This is a genomic window from Paramicrobacterium chengjingii, assembly GCF_011751765.2.
GTDB lineage: Bacteria > Actinomycetota > Actinomycetes > Actinomycetales > Microbacteriaceae > Paramicrobacterium > Paramicrobacterium chengjingii.
The window spans coordinates 3,477,025-3,493,458 of sequence record NZ_CP061169.1 but is presented as its reverse complement, the minus strand read 5'-3'; the positions used below and the strand labels follow the sequence as shown (position 1 = coordinate 3,493,458).

Genomic DNA, 16,434 nt, shown 5'->3' with positions numbered 1-16,434 from the left:
GCATTTCTCACAAAATGGCATCTACCTTTAGTGAATCTGCAAGCCTATTGAGGTCGTTGATCGTCCGTTCGGGAAGCAAAATGCCCTCGGCTTTCGCATGCTTCAGATTCTCACTCTCGCGATCGCCTGGAACGAGGATGCGTGTGCTTCCCTCTGCGAGAGGCCCAGAGGTCGTGGAATCGACGAGATTATTCACCCGGGCACGAAGTTCGTCAAGCGGCATGCAAGCGTCAGCTTTAATCGCGATGATGAGGTGACCGCAGCGACTGCTGCCCTCCTCCGAGTACGGGCCGACAACCTGGTCTGCATACCCACTTCCGGTGAGTACGCCGGCAAGCAGATCGATCATGAGTGAGATTCCATAACCCTTGTGCTCGCCAATAGGCTGGAGTGTCCCCTTCAGAGCTGCGTGCGGGTCGGTAGTGACTCGGCCATTGAGGTCTAGCGCCCAATCGCCGGGGATGTCCGTCCCATTCTGGATTGCGGCATAGATCTTTCCACGCGCCACCTTCGAGTTCGAGATATCCAGAACGACGGATCCGTGTCGACCACCAGGAACAGCAATTGACCAGGGATTTGAGCCGACAGTCTTGTTGACGCCACCCCACGGAGCCATGGCGGGGCTGCTGTTCGTGAGCAGAATTCCGACGTACCCGCGTTCCGACATCGAACGCGTCCAGTAGCCGGCCGTGCCGAAGTGATTGCTGTTTCGAATGCCGACCGCGCCAATGCCGAATCTGTCGGCGTTCTGCATTGCACGCATGCTCGCCCGCGACACGAGAACCTGACCGATTCCATCGCGCCCATCGACGATCGATAGGGCGCCCGAATCTGTGACATCGACGGGATCGGTGTGTGGGGTCATCGCTCCAGATTTCAGCCGTGCCGAGTACCACGGCAATCGAAGCATCCCGTGTGATTCGTGGCCGCCCATGTCTGCTCTGACGAGGCTTGTGCCGACGAGCGTGGCGTCGTCGGTGGGAACTCCGAGAGAAATCAGGACCTTCGTTGCGAAGTCAATGAGCAGCTGTGGTGAGAACAGCTGGGTAGTCATACGAGTGCATCCTCTCGTCGGCGATCAGTCTCCCGCGGCGAAGGCGGCGGTAATATCACGATCCTTGCACGGGAATTTAGCCTGTAGCAAAACTTAATAAACCATCCAGAACTTCGATATTGCTTAAGTAAATGAATGTCGTCATATTGGACAGATGCCACGTTCTGCGTTGGCGCGATGATCTGACGAAAGGCGAGAGCGATGCGTGTAAACGCCGTATTCATGCGTGGAGGAACGAGCAAGGCGCTCTTCTTCCACGAGCGGGATCTTCCCGAAGATCCGCGCCAGCGAGACGCGTTCATCCTTTCGGCGTACGGCAGCCCTGACCCCTTTCGGCGGCAGATTGACGGCGTCGGCGGTGCGGCGTCGTCGACAAGCAAAGTGGCCATCATTAGCGATGGTCGCGAGAGAGGCGTTGACGTTCTCTACGAGTTTGGCCAAGTCGGAATCGAGCAGGAGATGATTGATCGGCGGGGCAACTGTGGGAACATCTCGTCAGCGGTCGGCCCATTCGCCGTCGACGAGGGTCTCGTCACAGCGACAGACCCCATGACGATCGTGCGGTTTCTCAACGTCAACACCGGCAAGGTCATCGTCGCGCACGTGCCGACGAAAGACGGAAAGTTCGATCCGAACGGAAACTTCGAGCTTCCCGGGGTGCCGAGAAGCGGATCCCCAGTGAAGCTGGATTACCTTGAGCCGGGAGGGTCGGTAACAGGCAGCCTTCTGCCCACAGGGAACGTCGTTGATGAGCTCGATGTCCCCGGAATCGGCACAATCGACGTTTCTCTGATTGACGCTGCGAACCCCCTCGTGTTCGTGAGATGGCGCGACGTGGGGCTCGACGGAACCGAGACGGGAGCCCAGCTTGACGCAGATCCCGAGTTCCGGGCAAAGGTCGAGTCAATTCGTGCGAGAGCATCGGTGCTGGCGGGAATCGCGCAGACTGTTGACGAAGCGACTGCGCACGTTCCGTCCGTGCCCAAACTCTCGTTTGTTGGGGCGCCACGTGACTACACCGCCGCGAATGGCCACTCCTACTCAGCAGAGCAGATGAGCATTCGCGCGGCAATGATGTCGATGGGGTGGTTGCACCCGTCGTACCCGCTGACGGGAGCAATCGCGACGAGCGTAGCGTCTCGCATCACTGGGACTCTCGTGAATGAGGCGGTACGTTCGGACTCAGAGTCGGTCATCATCGGGCACCAATCAGGATTGCTTCCGATGGAGGTCGACGTTGGGGTCGATGAGAAAGGCTGGGTCGCTCACAGCGCATCCGGGTTTCGCACGGCTCGCCGGCTGTTCGAAGGCACGGTTCTTGTGCCCGATGAACGGCTGAGTGCAGTGACGACGTAAGCCAGACCCAGCTGTCAACCAAGTAAAAACGCACTACACACTACAAAGGAGTAGCGATGACCAAGAGGTTTACCCGCACACTGGCCGCAGTCGCCCTCGGCGCGTCTGCAGCGATGGCGATGACCGCGTGCAGCGGCCCGTCTCAAACCCATTCAGATGAGTCGGCCGGACTGCCGTCATCAATCGAGCTCGTCGTGCCCTTCGCGGCTGGAGGCGGCACGGACACGTGGGCTCGCTTCGTCGCCCCGTATCTCGAGAAAAAGATCGAGGGCAACCCGAAGATCGTCGTCGAGAATCAGCCGGGCGGCGAGTCGATCACCGGAACGAATAAGTTCGTCACATCGGGCTCGACTGATGGCAGTCAGCTCCTTGTTACCTCGGGCAGCACCTATATTCCCGCCCTGCTGAATCGCTCTGAGGTGAAGTATGACTTCACCAAGCTGGTCCCAGTTGTCGTCAACGGCACGGGCGGAGCTGTCTATGTGTCGTCTTCGACGGGCATCAAGCAGGCATCTGATCTTGCCGGTTTCGATAAGACGCTCAGCTATGGCGGCATCAGCGCAACGGGAAATGACCTCGTCACCTTGCTGGCCATGGACGTTCTCGATATCGACATCGATGCGACGTTCGGTTTTGAAGGCAGAGGGCCTGCGCGTCTCGCTCTTGAGCGCGGCGAGGTGAACCTCGACTACCAGACGACATCGGCGTTTGTCTCGCAGGTTCAGCCGATGATCGATGACGGAAAGGCGACAGCGCTGTTCTCCTTCGGCGTCCCCGAGGACGGTGAGATCGTTCGCGATCCGGCTCTGCCCGACCTGCCGACCCTTGAAGAAGTGTACGAGAACATCAACGGAGAGGCTCCGAGCGGTGAAGCATACGACGCCTACCGGGCGTTCCTCTCGGCCGGGTACTTCTATCAAAAAGGCATCTGGGTCAACGAGGGCACGGATCCGGCCGTCGTCGATGCTCTCCGCGCAGCGGCAAAGGAGCTGTCGACAGACGAGGAGTTCATCGCGAAAAGCAAGGATGCCCTGGGTGGTTACCCCTTGGTCTCGGGTGACGAGGCGCAAGAGGACTTGACGAAGACGTTCGATGTGTCTGAAGCCGTGAGAAATTACACACTCGATCTGCTGAAGAACTCGTACGACGTCACTGTCGATACGAAGTAGCTCATCGGTCGGCTGGTCGGCTCGCGCTGACCAGCCGACCTCAAGTCCTCTATTGCCAAGGTTGTCGATTCATGGATGCTGTACTCTCTGGCCTCAACACTTTTCTCGATCCCTCCACGCTGTTCTTCCTCGCTGCCGGAGTCTTCGCAGGACTCGTCGTCGGTGTTATCCCTGGTCTCGGCGGGACTGCCGCCGTCGCAGTGCTCCTGCCGTTCATTTTCGTTCTCGATGCGCCGCAGGCGATGGCCCTCATCATCGGTGCCGTCGCTGTGGTTCACCATTCCGATGCCATAGCCTCCATCCTTCTGGGTATACCGGGGTCATCCTCCGCAGCTGTGCTGCTCCTCGACGGCCATGTCATGGCCAAGCAGGGCAAGGGCGCCAAGGCCCTCTCGCTAGCGTTTATGTCGTCGATGGCCGGCGGACTCATCGGAGCGATCGGCCTCACGCTAGCTATCCCCGTTGCACGGCCGCTCGTGCTGCTCTTCGGTTCGCCCGAGATCTTCATGCTGACTGTACTGGGCATTTCACTGACTGCACTGCTTTCGAAGGGCAACCTCGTCAAGGGCCTTGTCGCCGGTGCATTCGGAGTTCTACTCGGGCAGGTCGGGGCTGCGCCAGCGGCCCCTGACTATCGCTTTATCTTTGGCAACCTCGACCTTGCCGATGGTCTCGATCTCGTCGCCGTCGCCCTCAGCATCTTCGGAATCGCCGAGATCATTCACTTGGTGGCGAAGAAGACTGCGGTGGCGAACGTCACGTCGTTGGGGACGGGCTGGATGGAGGGCGTCAAGGAGTTCTTCCCGAACTTCATGCACGTTCTTCGAGGAGCGCTCATCGGCATCTGGGCAGGTGTGCTCCCCGGGGTCGGCGCAACGGCGGGAACGTGGATGGCCTATGGCCAGGCCCAGGCAACCGCACGCGGCAAGAAGAAGGGGAAGTTCGGCAAGGGCGACCCGCGCGGTGTCATCGCACCCGAGTCCGCGGCAAACTCCGTCGAAGCCGGCGACCTGATCCCGACGCTTCTCTTCGGCATTCCCGGCGGTGCACCGGCAGCGCTGCTTCTCGGTGCCTTGCTGATCTTCGGCATCGAGCCGGGACCGCGAATCATCACGGACCACCTTGACCTGATCTATGTCATTATCTGGTCGTTCGGCATCGCGAGCGTTGTGGGCTCTCTGCTCTGCTTTGTCATCGCAAAGCCGCTCTCGATGCTTTCATTCGTGCGTTTCCCGCTGCTGGCCGCGGGCCTCATCCCGATTCTCTTCATGGCTGGCTTCCAAGGGTCGCTCTTGATCCAGATGATTCCGCTGATGCTCATCCTCGGAGTCGTCGGGTGGTTCATGAAGGAGTTCGATTATCCGCGAGCTCCGTTCCTTATCGGTTTCGTGCTGAGCATCCCGATGGAACGGTACTACTACCTCACCGACAAGCTCTACTCGTTCTCTGAGTGGGCAACGCGTCCCGGGGTTCTGGTTATGGCGGTGATACTGATCATCCCGATCGTCATGGCTCTGGTGCGCCTCATCAGAAAGCGTCTCGGCCACACAACGGAGAAGGTCTCAACCGAGTCGGATCTCGCGGTGGACAACGCGCCGCGAAGCTGGGCCGTCGTTATCGCCGGCATCTTCTTCATCATCTTCGCCGGGGCGTTTGTGCTTGCCCAGCAGTTTGCCGAGGCGGCCCGACTGATGCCGAACGTCATCACGGTGATCGGAGCGACGCTTTCGCTCGTCGCGATGATCATCGAGCTGCGCAAGCTCAAGAGCGACGCGCCGCGAACCGATGAGACGCGCGCGGCCTGGAAGAAGGTGTTGACCGTCACGTTTGCGTCGACGATGTGGCTCCTCGGATTCGTCGTGCTTATTTATGTCTTCGGAATGGCTGTTGCCTGCCTCGTCTATGTGCCGCTCTTCCTCTGGTTCGTGGCCAAAGCCAAGTGGTGGGTCATCCCGATCTACACCGTGGCACTTCTTGCACTGCTTCTCGTTGCACAGCAGTTCGCAGGCATCTCCCTCCCAGACGGATACGTCTACCTCGGAATATAAGAATCGCGGACAAGAAAGAGAACAATGACTGGTCAGGTAAATGCGGTTGACGGCACCGATGTCGACGTCGTCATCGTCGGAGCGGGGAACGCCGCGCTCGTTGCGGCCCTCTCAGCTCACGAGAACGGAGCGCGCGTTCTCGTTCTCGAGGCGGCTCCGTGGGAGGAGCGGGGCGGAAACAGCCGGTTCACGGGAGGGATCTTCCGTATCGCGCACGACGGCATGGAGTCGCTGCTGCCGCTCATCACCGAGGAGTCTGCGAAGTGGAAAGACCGGGTCGACCTTGACCCGTACACCGTCGAGACGTACTCAGACGAATACGCTCGGGTCTCGCGCGGACGCAATTCTGACGTTCTCACCTCCGCCGTGATCGAAGAGTCGTACGAGACGGTCTCGTGGATGGTGGAGAAGGGCGTGAAGTTCGAGCTTGCTGTCGGCAAACTCATTGATCCGGAGAAGATCGACGAGGGACAGCGATACCGGCTGCCGCCAGGTGGCGCCTTCCGAGCGGCGGACGAGGGCATCGGACTCATCGAAGACCTCTTCCACGCTGTCGAGGAGGCTGGAATCGAGGTGTGGTACGACGCCCCGGTGAGTGAACTGATCATGGAAGGCTCGACGTGCACAGGGGTGAAAGTGCAGCGGCAGGATTCTCATCAGGAGGTGCGCGGAAACGTCGTGCTCGCCTCGGGAGGCTTTGAGGCGAACCCGCAGATGCGACAGAAATGGCTCGGGCCCGGATGGGACCTTGTGAAGGTGCGCGGAACCCGGTTCAACACCGGCGCCGGACTCGCGGCTGCCATGAATGCCGGAGCGAAAGCTGTTGGCCATTGGGGCGGATGCCACGCGGTGCCGCTTGACGCGAATGCACCTGACGTCGGCGATCTGAAGGTTACAGACAAGATGAGTCGATACAGCTACCCCTTTGCTCTTCTCATCAACGCGGAGGGGCAGCGGTTCGTCGACGAAGGCGAAGACCACGTGTGGCTCACCTATGCGAAGACTGGAAAGTCGGTGCGCGCACAGACGGGAGCCTGGGCGTTCCAGCTCTTTGACAGCAAGACGACGCACCTGCTTGAGCCGCGCTATTCGACGGGGACGCCCATCGTGGCGGACACGCTGAGCGAACTGGCCGCGAAGCTCGGTGTGCCGGCCGAGGCCGTTGAGCGCACGGTTCACGACTACAACGCGGCCTGCTCAGACGGCGAGTTCGATCCGTTCGGGCGTGACGGGCTCTCAGCGAAACCCTCGGGCCAGCCGGCGAAGTCGAATTGGGCTCAGCGTATCGACCAGGGCCCCTACACCGCCTACACGGTGACGTGCGGAATCACCTTCACCTACGGTGGCATCGCCGTTGACGAGCAGGCGAGGGCCGTCGACTTCGCCGGCCGTGTGATGCCTGGGCTTTTCGCAACGGGTGAAGTCACAGGCGGCTTCTTTTACCACAATTACCCCGCGGGAGCAGGACTGGTTCGGGGTGCCGTGTTCGGCAGGAAGGCGGGGCGTCATGCGGCCCTGGCGGGAAAGGCGCAATCATGAGTGAGACTAATGTCCTTGTTTTGAACGATGCTGAAGGGCTGCTCGAGGCATCCGATGGAGTGCGGCGAATGCGTGAGAAGGCTCACGTGCGTGTGGTTACCACGTCGCTGTCGGAGATTCCGGATGCTGAGCTCGTCGACGTCCATGTGCTCATGGCCGTGCGCGAGCGTTCGAAACTCGGCGCGGATGAGCTTGACCGGATGCCAAACCTCCGGCTCGTGCTGCAGGCCGGTGGACATGCCTACCACCTCGATGGTGCCCACGCGACGGCGCGGGGCATTCCCGTTGCACTGGGACGGCGGGGGGTAGGGCCACGAGCGGCCGTCCCCGAACTCACATTCGCCCTCGCGATCGGCGCCCTGAGGCACGTCAGATCCGCCGTGGACTCGATGGCCGAGGGCGAGTGGAAGCCATATCTTGGCAGAACGCTCAGTCGCCGCACGATGGGGATTCTCGGCTTCGGTCGACACGGAAAATCAGTGGCGAAACTGGCTCACGCCTTCGGTATGAAGGTTGTCGTGTGGAACAGAACGAGTCAAGAGCTTCCCGACGGCGTGGAGGCGTTGCCGCTCGACGACCTGCTGGGCGTGAGCGATGTCGTGAGCGTGCACCTTCGGCTCAGCGACGAGTCCAGAGGTCTGCTTGACGCTGCCAAGCTCGCCAAGATGAAGTCCGGCTCGGTTCTCGTGAACACAGCGCGAGGCGCGATCATCGACGAACCCGCACTCATCGAAGCATTGAAGAATGGCCCGATCTCTGCTGCGGGACTCGACGTGTTCGCGTCAGAACCGCTCGCGCCCGACTCAGAGTTGCGGAGGCTGCCGAATGTGATCGCGACTCCCCATATCGGATGGACTGTCGAGGAGGTCTTCGAGGAATTCGCCGAAATCGCGGCAGATCAGTTGGAGGGCTATCTGAACGCAGCGCTTCCGGTTGATGAACTCATGGATCCGAGCGTGCTCACCACTTAGACGTTCAGAAGCTTCACGATCGACTCGGCTGCCGCGATTGTGCCGGCAATGGGACAACCGCGGGAGTCGAGTTGGATGTCCCCCGAGACGAAGGCCTGCTCAACGGCGGTCTCGATGCGAACCGCCGAGAGGGAGTGACCGCAGTGTCTCAACATCATGGCGCCGCACAGGATCTCGGACACCGGATTCGCGGTGTCAGTTCCTGTGAGCGATGGCGCACTTCCATGTATCGGCTCGAAGTACGAGGTCGCACTTCCGATATTTCCGGAACCGCACATTCCGAGTCCTCCCGCCGTAGCGGCGCCCAGGTCACTCAGGATGTCGCCGAGGAAGTTTTCCATCACAAGTACATCGAACTGTGCTGGATTCTGCACGAGTGCGCCGGCAGCGGCATCCGCGTACATATGCGTGGCCTCGATCTCTGGGTACTCCGAGCTGATCTCGTCGAAGATCTGCCGGAAGAACGCGAACGAGCGAAGCACATTGCTCTTGTCGACGCAGGTCACTCGTTGCACGTCGTCTGCGGGTGCCCCGGATCGCGAACGCGCTGTATCGAAGGCAAAGCGTACGATTCGCTCGACGCCGTGGCGCGTCATCATCATCTGGTCGGCTGCCGCATGATCATTGCGCACGCCAGAGCCTCGGGCGAGGTAGAGCCCTTCGGTGTTCTCGCGCACAATGACGTAATCGATGTCGTGCGACGAATGCGTCGTCGGCGACGGCACTCCGGAGCGCAGTTGGATCGGGCGCACATTGGCAAAGGTGTCGAGCCCGTTGCGCAGCAGCCCCCCGAGGAGGCCTCCCTCGGTTCCATCGGGCTTACGAACATCGGGCAGCCCGACCGGACCTTTGATCACGCCGTCGACGGCAGCGAGTCGCTCGAGCGCACCGGGAAGAAGCGCCGAGCCAGTCTCCCGGTATACCTCGGCCCCCGCGCGCTCCTGCACGACCTCGAGGTCCACGCCATCCGCAGTGAGGGCGGCGTTCAGCACCACAAGCGCGGCATCGACAAGCTCTGGGCCGATACCGTCCCCGGGGATCGCGGCAAGGGTCAGCTTCTGGGAGTTCTGCATCGTGCACATCCTGTACTCAATCTAAGGTTAAGCGGCTGCGAGATCTTCATTTACGTATACCACTGTACACAATTGAAAATGGATCGATCGAAGATCGTCCACGACGGGAGCGGTGCGAGAGAACGGCGTGAACAGGGCGCAGAGTTTGAGTTGCTGGTGTGAGCATGTGACCCCTCGTCTCGAGGGATGCGAGTTGAAGAAGGAATGCTCTTCACGTTATTGTATACAGCAGTATACGAGATGATTGGAATACATGATGAACTCACGTGACGCAGACGTCATCGTCGTCGGAGGCGGGAACGCCGGATTCAGTGCAGCGCACGCGGCGGCGGAACGAGGGCGATCAGTGCTTGTTCTCGAGAAGGCATCTCAGGAGTCTTCGGGCGGAAACAGCTATTACACCGCCGGTGCCACCCGCATCTCGCATAACGGATTGGACGACCTGCGAGACATTCTGGACGAGGACGAGCGTCATCGTGTCACAGAGGTGCCTCCCTATACCGAGCAGGACTACACCGGCGACATGGAACGAGTGACCGAAGGCCGCAACGATTCGGAGCTCACTCGAGTTCTTGTCTCTGAAAGCAATGGCGCCGTGCGGTGGCTGCATTCATTGGGCATGAAGTACCGGCTGATGTATGAACGCCAGGCATACGATCGCCCTGACGGCACGTACCTCTTCTGGGGTGGGCTTCACGTTGGCAATACGGGCGGGGGTGAAGGACTGATCGCAGATCACGTGGCGATTGCCGAGAGGTTGGGCGAGAAGGTCCTGTACGACTGCAACGTCGTCGACCTGGTCGCGGAGAACGAACGCATCGTTGGCGTCAGGGTCGACGCAGGCGGAGAGACGCGCGAGTACCGCGCTGAATCCATCATTCTCGCCGCAGGAGGGTTCGAGGCGAACGTTGCGATGCGCGAAAAGTACCTCGGCGAAGGCTGGGGGCACGCCAAGCTGCGTGGCACGCCGTGCAACACCGGGACATTGATTGAGGCTGGCCTCAAAGCGGGAGCTGACCGTGCCGGGGACTGGGGCAGCGCCCACAGCGTCCAGTGGGACGCCTTGACTCCGAACAACGAAAGCAATCGTGAACTCACCAATCGTTTGACGCGCGGAGGCTACCCGTTCGGCATCATCGTCAACAAGGACGGTGCCCGATTCGTCGACGAGGGCGAAGACTTCCGCAACTACACCTACGCGAAATTCGGCAGGGAGATTCTGAAGCAGCCGGGCAACGTCGGCTACCAGGTCTTCGACGCGAAGTCCCGCCCTCTGCTCCGCTCGGAAGAGTATGAGATGCCGGCAATCTCTGAGTTCACCGCTGACACTCTCGAGGGCGTTGCCGAAGCGGCTGGCATCGACGTTGAGGGGTTCACGCGCACGGTCACTGAGTTTAACGCGAACATCGACGAATCGCGCCCCTTCGATCCGACGATTAGAGACTTGCGAAGCTCGAGTGTGCAGCCGACGAAGAGCAACTGGGCGTCCGCGATCGACACCGCACCGTTCTACGTCTACCCGGTGACCTGCGGCGTAACCTTCACCTTCGGTGGACTCAAGAGCGACGTCGATGGGCATGTGCTCGATGAATCGGGAAACCGCATTGAAGGACTCTTCGTCTGTGGAGAGATGTTGGGCGGCCTCTTCAGCAACAACTACCCTGGGGGTTCAGGTCTGGCCGCGGGAATGGTCTTCGGCCGGCGCGCTGGCTCGCACGCGTAAGTTAGAGTTGGGCTCCGATAAGAGAGTCTGTCGCCAAGCGAGTGAGGGATCGATGCCGAGGAGCGTTTACGATCGGCTGCGCGCTGACATCATTTCGGGCGAGTTTATGCCGGGTGACGGCCTTGGTGAGACTGCACTCGGGAAGCGCTACGGCACGAGCAGAACCCCCATTCGTGAAGCTCTTCACCGGTTGGAACTGGACCTGCTCGTCGAGCGGACCCCACGGGGAATGCAGGTGAAGGGGAGCACCCCAGAAGAGATTCTCGATATCTACGAGGTGCGAATCGATCTCGAGGGGCTCGCAGCTCGGGCAGCGGCAAAAAGGCGCACCGACTTGGACCTCGCCCGCATTCACGCGGCGCGAGACGAAATGTCGAATCTGGCGGACGCAGAGCTCCGCGCAGACACGAACAGAGGGTTTCACGAGTCGATCTGGGCGGCGAGTCACAATCAGACGCTTATTGACCAACTTGAGCGGCTGAGTGTGCACCTGCTTCGCTACCCAACAACCACCTTGTCGGTGGAGGACCGCTGGGAGTCCGCCCTCTCGGAACACGATGAGCTTATTTCGGCCATTGCCGATCGCGATTCGGATGCCGCAGAGCAAATTGCGGAGCAGCACATGTCGCGCGCCCGTGACATCAGGCTGCAGCTGTATGCGCAGCAGCGCTGAAAGCTCGGTGTCGGCGAAGGCGGGCGGGTGCTGCGACAGCATCCGCCCGCCTTCTCTTGTGAAGTCGCGGCTACTTGCTGAAGCCGTAGATGGGGTGCTTGGCCTGCTCCGCCTCGTGTTCTGGACCGAGCGGGATGCGCGTGCGGTCGCGCAGCAGCAGCGTCGCGATGAACGCGATGACCATGACGCCCGCAATGTACCAGGCGACGGCCTGGGAGGTGCCGGTCGTCTGCACGATCCACGCGGAGATCAGCGGGGCGAATGCGCCGCCGAGTACAGTGCCGATCGCGTAGGCGATTGAGACGCCGGAGTAACGGATCGACGCGGGAAACAGCTCGGTGAAATACGCAGCCTGGGGGCCGTAGGTGAGCCCGTTGCCGATTGTGAAGAGGGCGATCCCCGCGAAGAACAGCCACGCGCTGCCGGTCTCGACGAGTGGGAAAAGAAACCACACGGTAATGAGAAAGACGATCCAACCGGTGATGTAGGTCTTGCGGCGCCCGATCTTGTCTGAGAGCCAGCCGCCGAACCACGTGAATACCAGCCATACCACGGAGGAGACGGTGACGGCGATGAGAACAGGAGTGCGCTCCATGCCGACGAGTCCGCCCTCATCGAGGGGCCGCGTGGCGTAGCCCTGCAAGAATCCGCCCGTCGTCATGTAGCCCGCCGCGTTGTTGCCGGCGAACGTGAGGGCGGCGAGGATCACGAGCAGCCAGTGCTTGCGAAACAACTGGATGATCGGCATCTGCGCCTTCTCCTTCTTCGCCGCCATCTCGGCGAAGACCGGCGACTCCTCGACGCTGCGGCGCACGATGATTCCGACGACGACGAGCACGATGCTCAGCAGAAACGGGATGCGCCAGCCCCACTCGACGAACGCCTCACCGGGGGAGATAACACCGGTCATGAGTGCGAGAACTCCCGACGCCAGCAGCAGTCCGAGCGGAACGCCCATCTGCGGGAACGCACCGAAGCGTCCGCGCTTATCGGCGGGTGCATGCTCGACGGCCATAAGCACGGCGCCGCCCCATTCACCTCCCGTGGACAGTCCCTGCAGAATACGCAGAAGCACGAGGATGATCGGTGCCGCTGCGCCGATGACGGCGTGCGTGGGCAGCAGGCCGATGAGCGTTGTGGATGCTCCCATGAGAATGAGCGTCCACACCAGCATGGTCTTGCGGCCGATCTTGTCGCCGAGATGTCCGGCGATGAACGCGCCGAGCGGTCGGAAGAGAAAACTCACGCCGACGGAGGCGAACGAGAGAAGAATGGCAGCCTGCGGGCCCAGTGGTTCGAAATACAGCGAAGCGAAGAGCAGGCCGGCCGCATTGGCGTAGAGAAAGAAGTCGTACCATTCGATCGTCGTGCCGATGATGGTCGCGACCGCGACTCTCTTCATGTCGGTTTGGGTTGCCTGCGAGGCAACGTTCGATGCGTCAGACATCGGTGACTCCCTTGTCATTTGTCGTGCTGTGCAGGTCGGGTCGGCCGTGCAGAAGGACGGCTCAAATCATATACGACCTGAGATATCTTGTGAACCCCGTGTGACGGCTACAGCATGTTGAACGAGGTGTTGAACGCCAACGCAATGAGTGGGGTGCCAACGAGAGCGACGGCAATCGGCAGTGCGCGGCGTATCCGACGTGCGATCATGAAGACCACGAGTGCAAGGGCGACGACGCCGATGAATACCCAGTACACAGGGCTCGTCGTGTCGCCGACCACGGTAAGTCCGTAGACAGCTTCACCCGTGCCGATGCCCGCGAGAAGTGCCGTGGCGGCCGATGCGCGAAAGGCTCGGCCACGGATCCAGCATGCTGCGACCCCGATAAACGGACCGGCGACGAGCCCGACGATCGAGAACAGTGTTGGGTCATAGACGAATCCGCGCAGCGTCGACACCGCGGCGTAGCCCAGGGTGAGCAGCACAAAACTCGCTGCGCCCAGGAGTGCCGATTCCCACCAACTGCGGCGCGCGAAAAAGATCAGCGCGACGGTGAGCAGCGTCCAGCCGCTCGCAGAATTGGCGAACGACGAGAACCAGCTGGGAAGGAATTGCTGGGCGAACGATGTCAGGCCGCCGAGCAGGATGCTGGCCACGAGCACGCCGGCAATGCTCGAAAGAGCGCGCGCGAGCCTGCGACGGGACGTCATCGCGGCTCCACTCGCGGGCGCAGCAACGCCACGAGCGCGGCGACGACGACACTCGCGATGGCCAGCACGACGAAGCTCGTGGGGAAGGAGCTCGCCGTCGCGATGGTGCCGACAACAACCGAGCCGAGGCCCGTTCCGAGGTCGAAGCCCGCGTTCCAGACAACGCTCACGACGTTGCGTGATCGATCGCCCGCGGCAGCGAACGCCTCGACGAGCGTGACGTTCTGCAGGCCGCCGTACGCCGTGCCGATGAGCGCGGCGCCGACAAGAAGCAGCGTTGTGGCGAGAGCATCCGTGTTGCCCGTGAGTCCGACGGCGAGGCCGGCTGCGCCAATGGCGGCGACAACCAGAAGCGGCGCGATAAAGCGGCGGGCACCGAAGCGGTCGGCGATGCCGCCGAAGATCCAGCGAGAGAGAGCGCCGAGACCGGTGAGCGCGAGAAGAGCGACTACCGCTGTCGTGGTGTTCTCGAGCATCGACGGCGCAAACGTGAGAACGGCCCCGCCCGTGCACGTGATGGTGAGCAGCGCAACGATGGGCATGACGACGGCGCGTGTGCGCACGGCGGCGATGCGCGAGCCCTGCGGGTTGATGTCGATCGCGGAGGTCTGCGGCGGCGGCACCGTGGCGAGGCGGCGCCCCAGCACGATGGCGAACGGCACAGCCAGCGCCGGCGCGATGCCGAGACCGAAGACGAGCGCCGGGCTCACCTGCTCTGCGAGCCACGGAGCGGCGGGAACGAGCACGAACTGCGGCACGGCAATGGCGAGGCCATAGGCACCGATTGCCCGCCCTCGCCGCTTCGGCTCGACAAGCGCTGCGACAGCAGACGACCCGCACACGGTGATGATGCCGAATCCGACGCCGCGCACGATGGCGAGCCCGAGAATCAGCGGCAACTGGTCAGAGAAGAGGTGAAGCGCAGACGGAAGCCCAAGGCAGAGCAGCCCGATCACCAGCATCCGTGACCAGCCGAGCACTCGCAGTCCGGGAGACACGAGCATCTGCGTCGCGACTGTCGAGAGCATGAGCAGACCGTTGACGAGACCGCTGCCGAAGCTGTCGGCGCCGCCCATCGTCGCCCAGAGCGGGGCAACGGGCAGAAGCAGCGAGAAGCCGCTGAACGCCAGGGCCGTGGTGATCAGCAAGGGCGGAATGCCGGGAAGTGTCCACACAGACGGCTTGCGCTCGGTCACGTGGCCTCCCGTCGTCGCACCATGCCCTCCTCGAACCGGGCACTCGGCACAGCTTACCGGGACGGTTCGGGCACAAAGACGCTGATGGATGCTGTCGCGTCGAGCGACAGCATCCATCAGCGTTCGTGGTGGCTAGGCTCGGCTCAGCAGGCCCGCGGGCAGGTGCGCCGCGTGCGCATCGGTGAGCTCGTCGCAGATGCGCCAGAGCGTCTCGGGTGTGACGCTCGACATGGCGTTGGGGTCGGCGAGGAGCGCCTGGCGCACAAGCGTGGGCTCTTCGCGACGAGCGGCCTCGATGGCGGCACCCGCGACGGCAGCGTATGGGCGGTTGACGGTGACGCACTCGATGGGCAGGTCGCCCATCGCGACGGGATGGATGCCCTCGGCGTCGACAACGCACGGCACCTCGACGACCTCGGCCTCGGGGAGGTTGCTGATCAGTCCGGCGTTGGGCAGGTTGGCGTGGATCTCGCGCCGCGTTCCCGTGACGAGCGAGTGGATGAGCTGCGGAGCGTATTCGGATGCCTCGTCGAGAAGCTCGATGTCGTGCCCGGCGTCGAGCGCAGTCCGCGTCTGTTCGAACTCGGTGACGTTGTCTTCGCTGATCTGCAGATATTCGAGCGGTTGCAGACGGTACTTCTCACGCTGAGACTCCGAGCGCAGAAACCACGAGAGGTACTCGGAGGAGTGCTCGCTTGTTTCGGTGGGGTAATAGCCGACGCGACGGAAGATCTCGGCCCGAACACGACGCTGAAGCTCAGGATCGTCGGCGATGCGCTGCTCGAGGCGCGGGTATAGGCTCTCGCCGTTGTGCGTCCACTCGAGCAGCCACGACTGGTGGTTGAGCCCCGCGGCGCGATACTGCGTGTCGGCGACGTCGAGGTCGACGAGCTCGGCGAGGTCGTGCGCGGTCCAATAGACGCTGTGGCAGAGGCCCACGGTGCGGATGCTGGGAGCGACGACGTTTGCCCACCACACGTTCATGGTCATGGGGTTGGTGTAGTTGAGGAAGTAGGCGTTCGGGCAGATCTGCTCCATGTCATGCAGAATGCCCGTGAGCACGGGGAACGTGCGGAGTCCGCGAAACACGCCGCCGACTCCCGTGGTGTCACCGATCGTCTGCAGCAGACCGTGGCGAGCGGGAATCTCAAGATCGGCACGTGTTCCCTCGACGCCGCCCACCTGAATCATATTGATCACGAAGTCCGCACCGGCGAGGGCCTCGCGGCGATCGGCGGATGCTGTCACACGGGCGTGGGCGCCGAGACGCTTCGATACGTAAGCGGCTGTCGCCTTCGCGACACGCAGTCGCTCATCATCGATGTCGTGCAGGGCGATTTCGATCTCGTCGAACTCGGGGTATCGCAGCAGGTCGGTGAGCAGCTGCTTGGTAAATACGACGCTTCCTGCGCCGATGAAAGTCACGCGTGTCATACAAGCATTGTGACCACATCGATCACATTAGTGTGCAAAAC

At 61.8% G+C, this 16,434-nt stretch carries 13 protein-coding genes; 7 read left to right on the top strand and 6 right to left on the bottom strand.

Translation table 11 applies throughout. From position 1 onward, the window contains the following. Positions 1 to 7 precede the first annotated feature (7 nt). Positions 8 to 1,054 carry an Ldh family oxidoreductase gene (locus HCR76_RS16835; protein ID WP_166986522.1) on the bottom strand — a complete coding sequence of 349 codons (1,047 nt, stop codon included), beginning with the start codon at positions 1,052 to 1,054 and terminating at the stop codon, positions 8 to 10. A 201-nt stretch (positions 1,055 to 1,255) separates the two neighbouring features. On the opposite strand from HCR76_RS16835, the gene HCR76_RS16830 reads away from it, so the two are divergent. From HCR76_RS16830 to HCR76_RS16810, 5 genes are all read left to right on the top strand, one after another. After that, on the top strand, positions 1,256 to 2,410 hold the full coding sequence (locus tag HCR76_RS16830) for a 2-methylaconitate cis-trans isomerase PrpF family protein (protein ID WP_166986525.1): 1,155 nt from the start codon (positions 1,256 to 1,258) through the stop codon (positions 2,408 to 2,410). A gap of 56 nt (positions 2,411 to 2,466) precedes the next feature. Then, positions 2,467 to 3,579, top strand: coding sequence for a Bug family tripartite tricarboxylate transporter substrate binding protein (locus HCR76_RS16825; RefSeq protein ID WP_166986528.1), 1,113 nt, complete (start codon positions 2,467 to 2,469; stop codon positions 3,577 to 3,579). A gap of 71 nt (positions 3,580 to 3,650) precedes the next feature. Further along, the gene (locus HCR76_RS16820; RefSeq protein WP_166986531.1) at positions 3,651 to 5,627 is read left to right on the top strand and encodes a tripartite tricarboxylate transporter permease; all 1,977 of its coding nucleotides are present in this window, start codon (positions 3,651 to 3,653) and stop codon (positions 5,625 to 5,627) included. Between the two features lie 24 nt (positions 5,628 to 5,651). Continuing rightward, entirely contained in the window at positions 5,652 to 7,166 is a 1,515-nt protein-coding gene (gene tcuA / locus HCR76_RS16815; protein WP_166986534.1) for an FAD-dependent tricarballylate dehydrogenase TcuA, read from the top strand. After that, on the top strand, positions 7,163 to 8,137 hold the full coding sequence (locus HCR76_RS16810; RefSeq protein WP_166986537.1) for an NAD(P)-dependent oxidoreductase: 975 nt from the start codon (positions 7,163 to 7,165) through the stop codon (positions 8,135 to 8,137). Before tcuA (HCR76_RS16815) ends, HCR76_RS16810 begins: the two co-directional genes overlap by 4 nt. Here the strand turns inward: HCR76_RS16810 and HCR76_RS16805 are convergent. Then, the gene (locus HCR76_RS16805) at positions 8,134 to 9,210 is read right to left on the bottom strand and encodes an isocitrate/isopropylmalate dehydrogenase family protein (RefSeq protein WP_166986539.1); all 1,077 of its coding nucleotides are present in this window, start codon (positions 9,208 to 9,210) and stop codon (positions 8,134 to 8,136) included. The genes HCR76_RS16810 and HCR76_RS16805 overlap by 4 nt on opposite strands. Positions 9,211 to 9,463: 253 nt before the next feature. On the opposite strand from HCR76_RS16805, the gene tcuA (HCR76_RS16800) reads away from it, so the two are divergent. Together tcuA (HCR76_RS16800) and HCR76_RS16795 are read left to right on the top strand one after the other, a co-directional pair. After that, positions 9,464 to 10,933, top strand: a complete 1,470-nt coding sequence (gene tcuA, locus HCR76_RS16800; RefSeq protein ID WP_166986542.1) for an FAD-dependent tricarballylate dehydrogenase TcuA — start codon at positions 9,464 to 9,466, stop codon at positions 10,931 to 10,933. A 52-nt stretch (positions 10,934 to 10,985) separates the two neighbouring features. Next, positions 10,986 to 11,606, top strand: a complete 621-nt coding sequence (locus HCR76_RS16795; RefSeq protein ID WP_166986545.1) for a GntR family transcriptional regulator — start codon at positions 10,986 to 10,988, stop codon at positions 11,604 to 11,606. 70 nt (positions 11,607 to 11,676) lie between these two features. On the opposite strand, the gene HCR76_RS16790 is transcribed toward HCR76_RS16795, so the two are convergent. The 4 genes from HCR76_RS16790 to melA all read right to left on the bottom strand — a co-directional run bounded on the left by HCR76_RS16790 (position 11,677) and on the right by melA (position 16,393). Beyond that, positions 11,677 to 13,053, bottom strand: a complete 1,377-nt coding sequence (locus HCR76_RS16790) for an MFS transporter (RefSeq protein ID WP_244971432.1) — start codon at positions 13,051 to 13,053, stop codon at positions 11,677 to 11,679. A gap of 107 nt (positions 13,054 to 13,160) precedes the next feature. Beyond that, positions 13,161 to 13,763 carry a DUF6518 family protein gene (locus HCR76_RS16785; RefSeq protein ID WP_166986549.1) on the bottom strand — a complete coding sequence of 201 codons (603 nt, stop codon included), beginning with the start codon at positions 13,761 to 13,763 and terminating at the stop codon, positions 13,161 to 13,163. Beyond that, on the bottom strand, positions 13,760 to 14,959 hold the full coding sequence (locus HCR76_RS16780) for an MFS transporter (protein ID WP_198248095.1): 1,200 nt from the start codon (positions 14,957 to 14,959) through the stop codon (positions 13,760 to 13,762). The genes HCR76_RS16785 and HCR76_RS16780 overlap by 4 nt, the downstream gene beginning before the upstream one ends. Before the next feature lie 132 nt (positions 14,960 to 15,091). Further along, on the bottom strand, positions 15,092 to 16,393 hold the full coding sequence (gene melA, locus HCR76_RS16775) for an alpha-galactosidase (protein ID WP_166986566.1): 1,302 nt from the start codon (positions 16,391 to 16,393) through the stop codon (positions 15,092 to 15,094). Between the last annotated feature and the right edge of the window lie 41 nt (positions 16,394 to 16,434).

Bases quoted from the DNA above. Each gene is read 5' to 3' on its own strand.
- HCR76_RS16820 (WP_166986531.1), top strand. From the start codon at position 3,651: ATGGATGCTGTACTCTCTGGCCTCAACACTTTTCTCGATCCCTCCACG.
- melA (WP_166986566.1), bottom strand. From the start codon at position 16,393: ATGACACGCGTGACTTTCATCGGCGCAGGAAGCGTCGTATTTACCAAG.
- HCR76_RS16825 (WP_166986528.1), top strand. From the start codon at position 2,467: ATGACCAAGAGGTTTACCCGCACACTGGCCGCAGTCGCCCTCGGCGCG.
- HCR76_RS16810 (WP_166986537.1), top strand. From the start codon at position 7,163: ATGAGTGAGACTAATGTCCTTGTTTTGAACGATGCTGAAGGGCTGCTC.
- HCR76_RS16795 (WP_166986545.1), top strand. From the start codon at position 10,986: ATGCCGAGGAGCGTTTACGATCGGCTGCGCGCTGACATCATTTCGGGC.
- HCR76_RS16835 (WP_166986522.1), bottom strand. From the start codon at position 1,054: ATGACTACCCAGCTGTTCTCACCACAGCTGCTCATTGACTTCGCAACG.
- tcuA (WP_166986534.1), top strand. From the start codon at position 5,652: ATGACTGGTCAGGTAAATGCGGTTGACGGCACCGATGTCGACGTCGTC.
- HCR76_RS16830 (WP_166986525.1), top strand. From the start codon at position 1,256: ATGCGTGTAAACGCCGTATTCATGCGTGGAGGAACGAGCAAGGCGCTC.
- HCR76_RS16790 (WP_244971432.1), bottom strand. From the start codon at position 13,053: ATGTCTGACGCATCGAACGTTGCCTCGCAGGCAACCCAAACCGACATG.
- tcuA (WP_166986542.1), top strand. From the start codon at position 9,464: ATGATGAACTCACGTGACGCAGACGTCATCGTCGTCGGAGGCGGGAAC.
- HCR76_RS16785 (WP_166986549.1), bottom strand. From the start codon at position 13,763: ATGACGTCCCGTCGCAGGCTCGCGCGCGCTCTTTCGAGCATTGCCGGC.
- HCR76_RS16805 (WP_166986539.1), bottom strand. From the start codon at position 9,210: ATGCAGAACTCCCAGAAGCTGACCCTTGCCGCGATCCCCGGGGACGGT.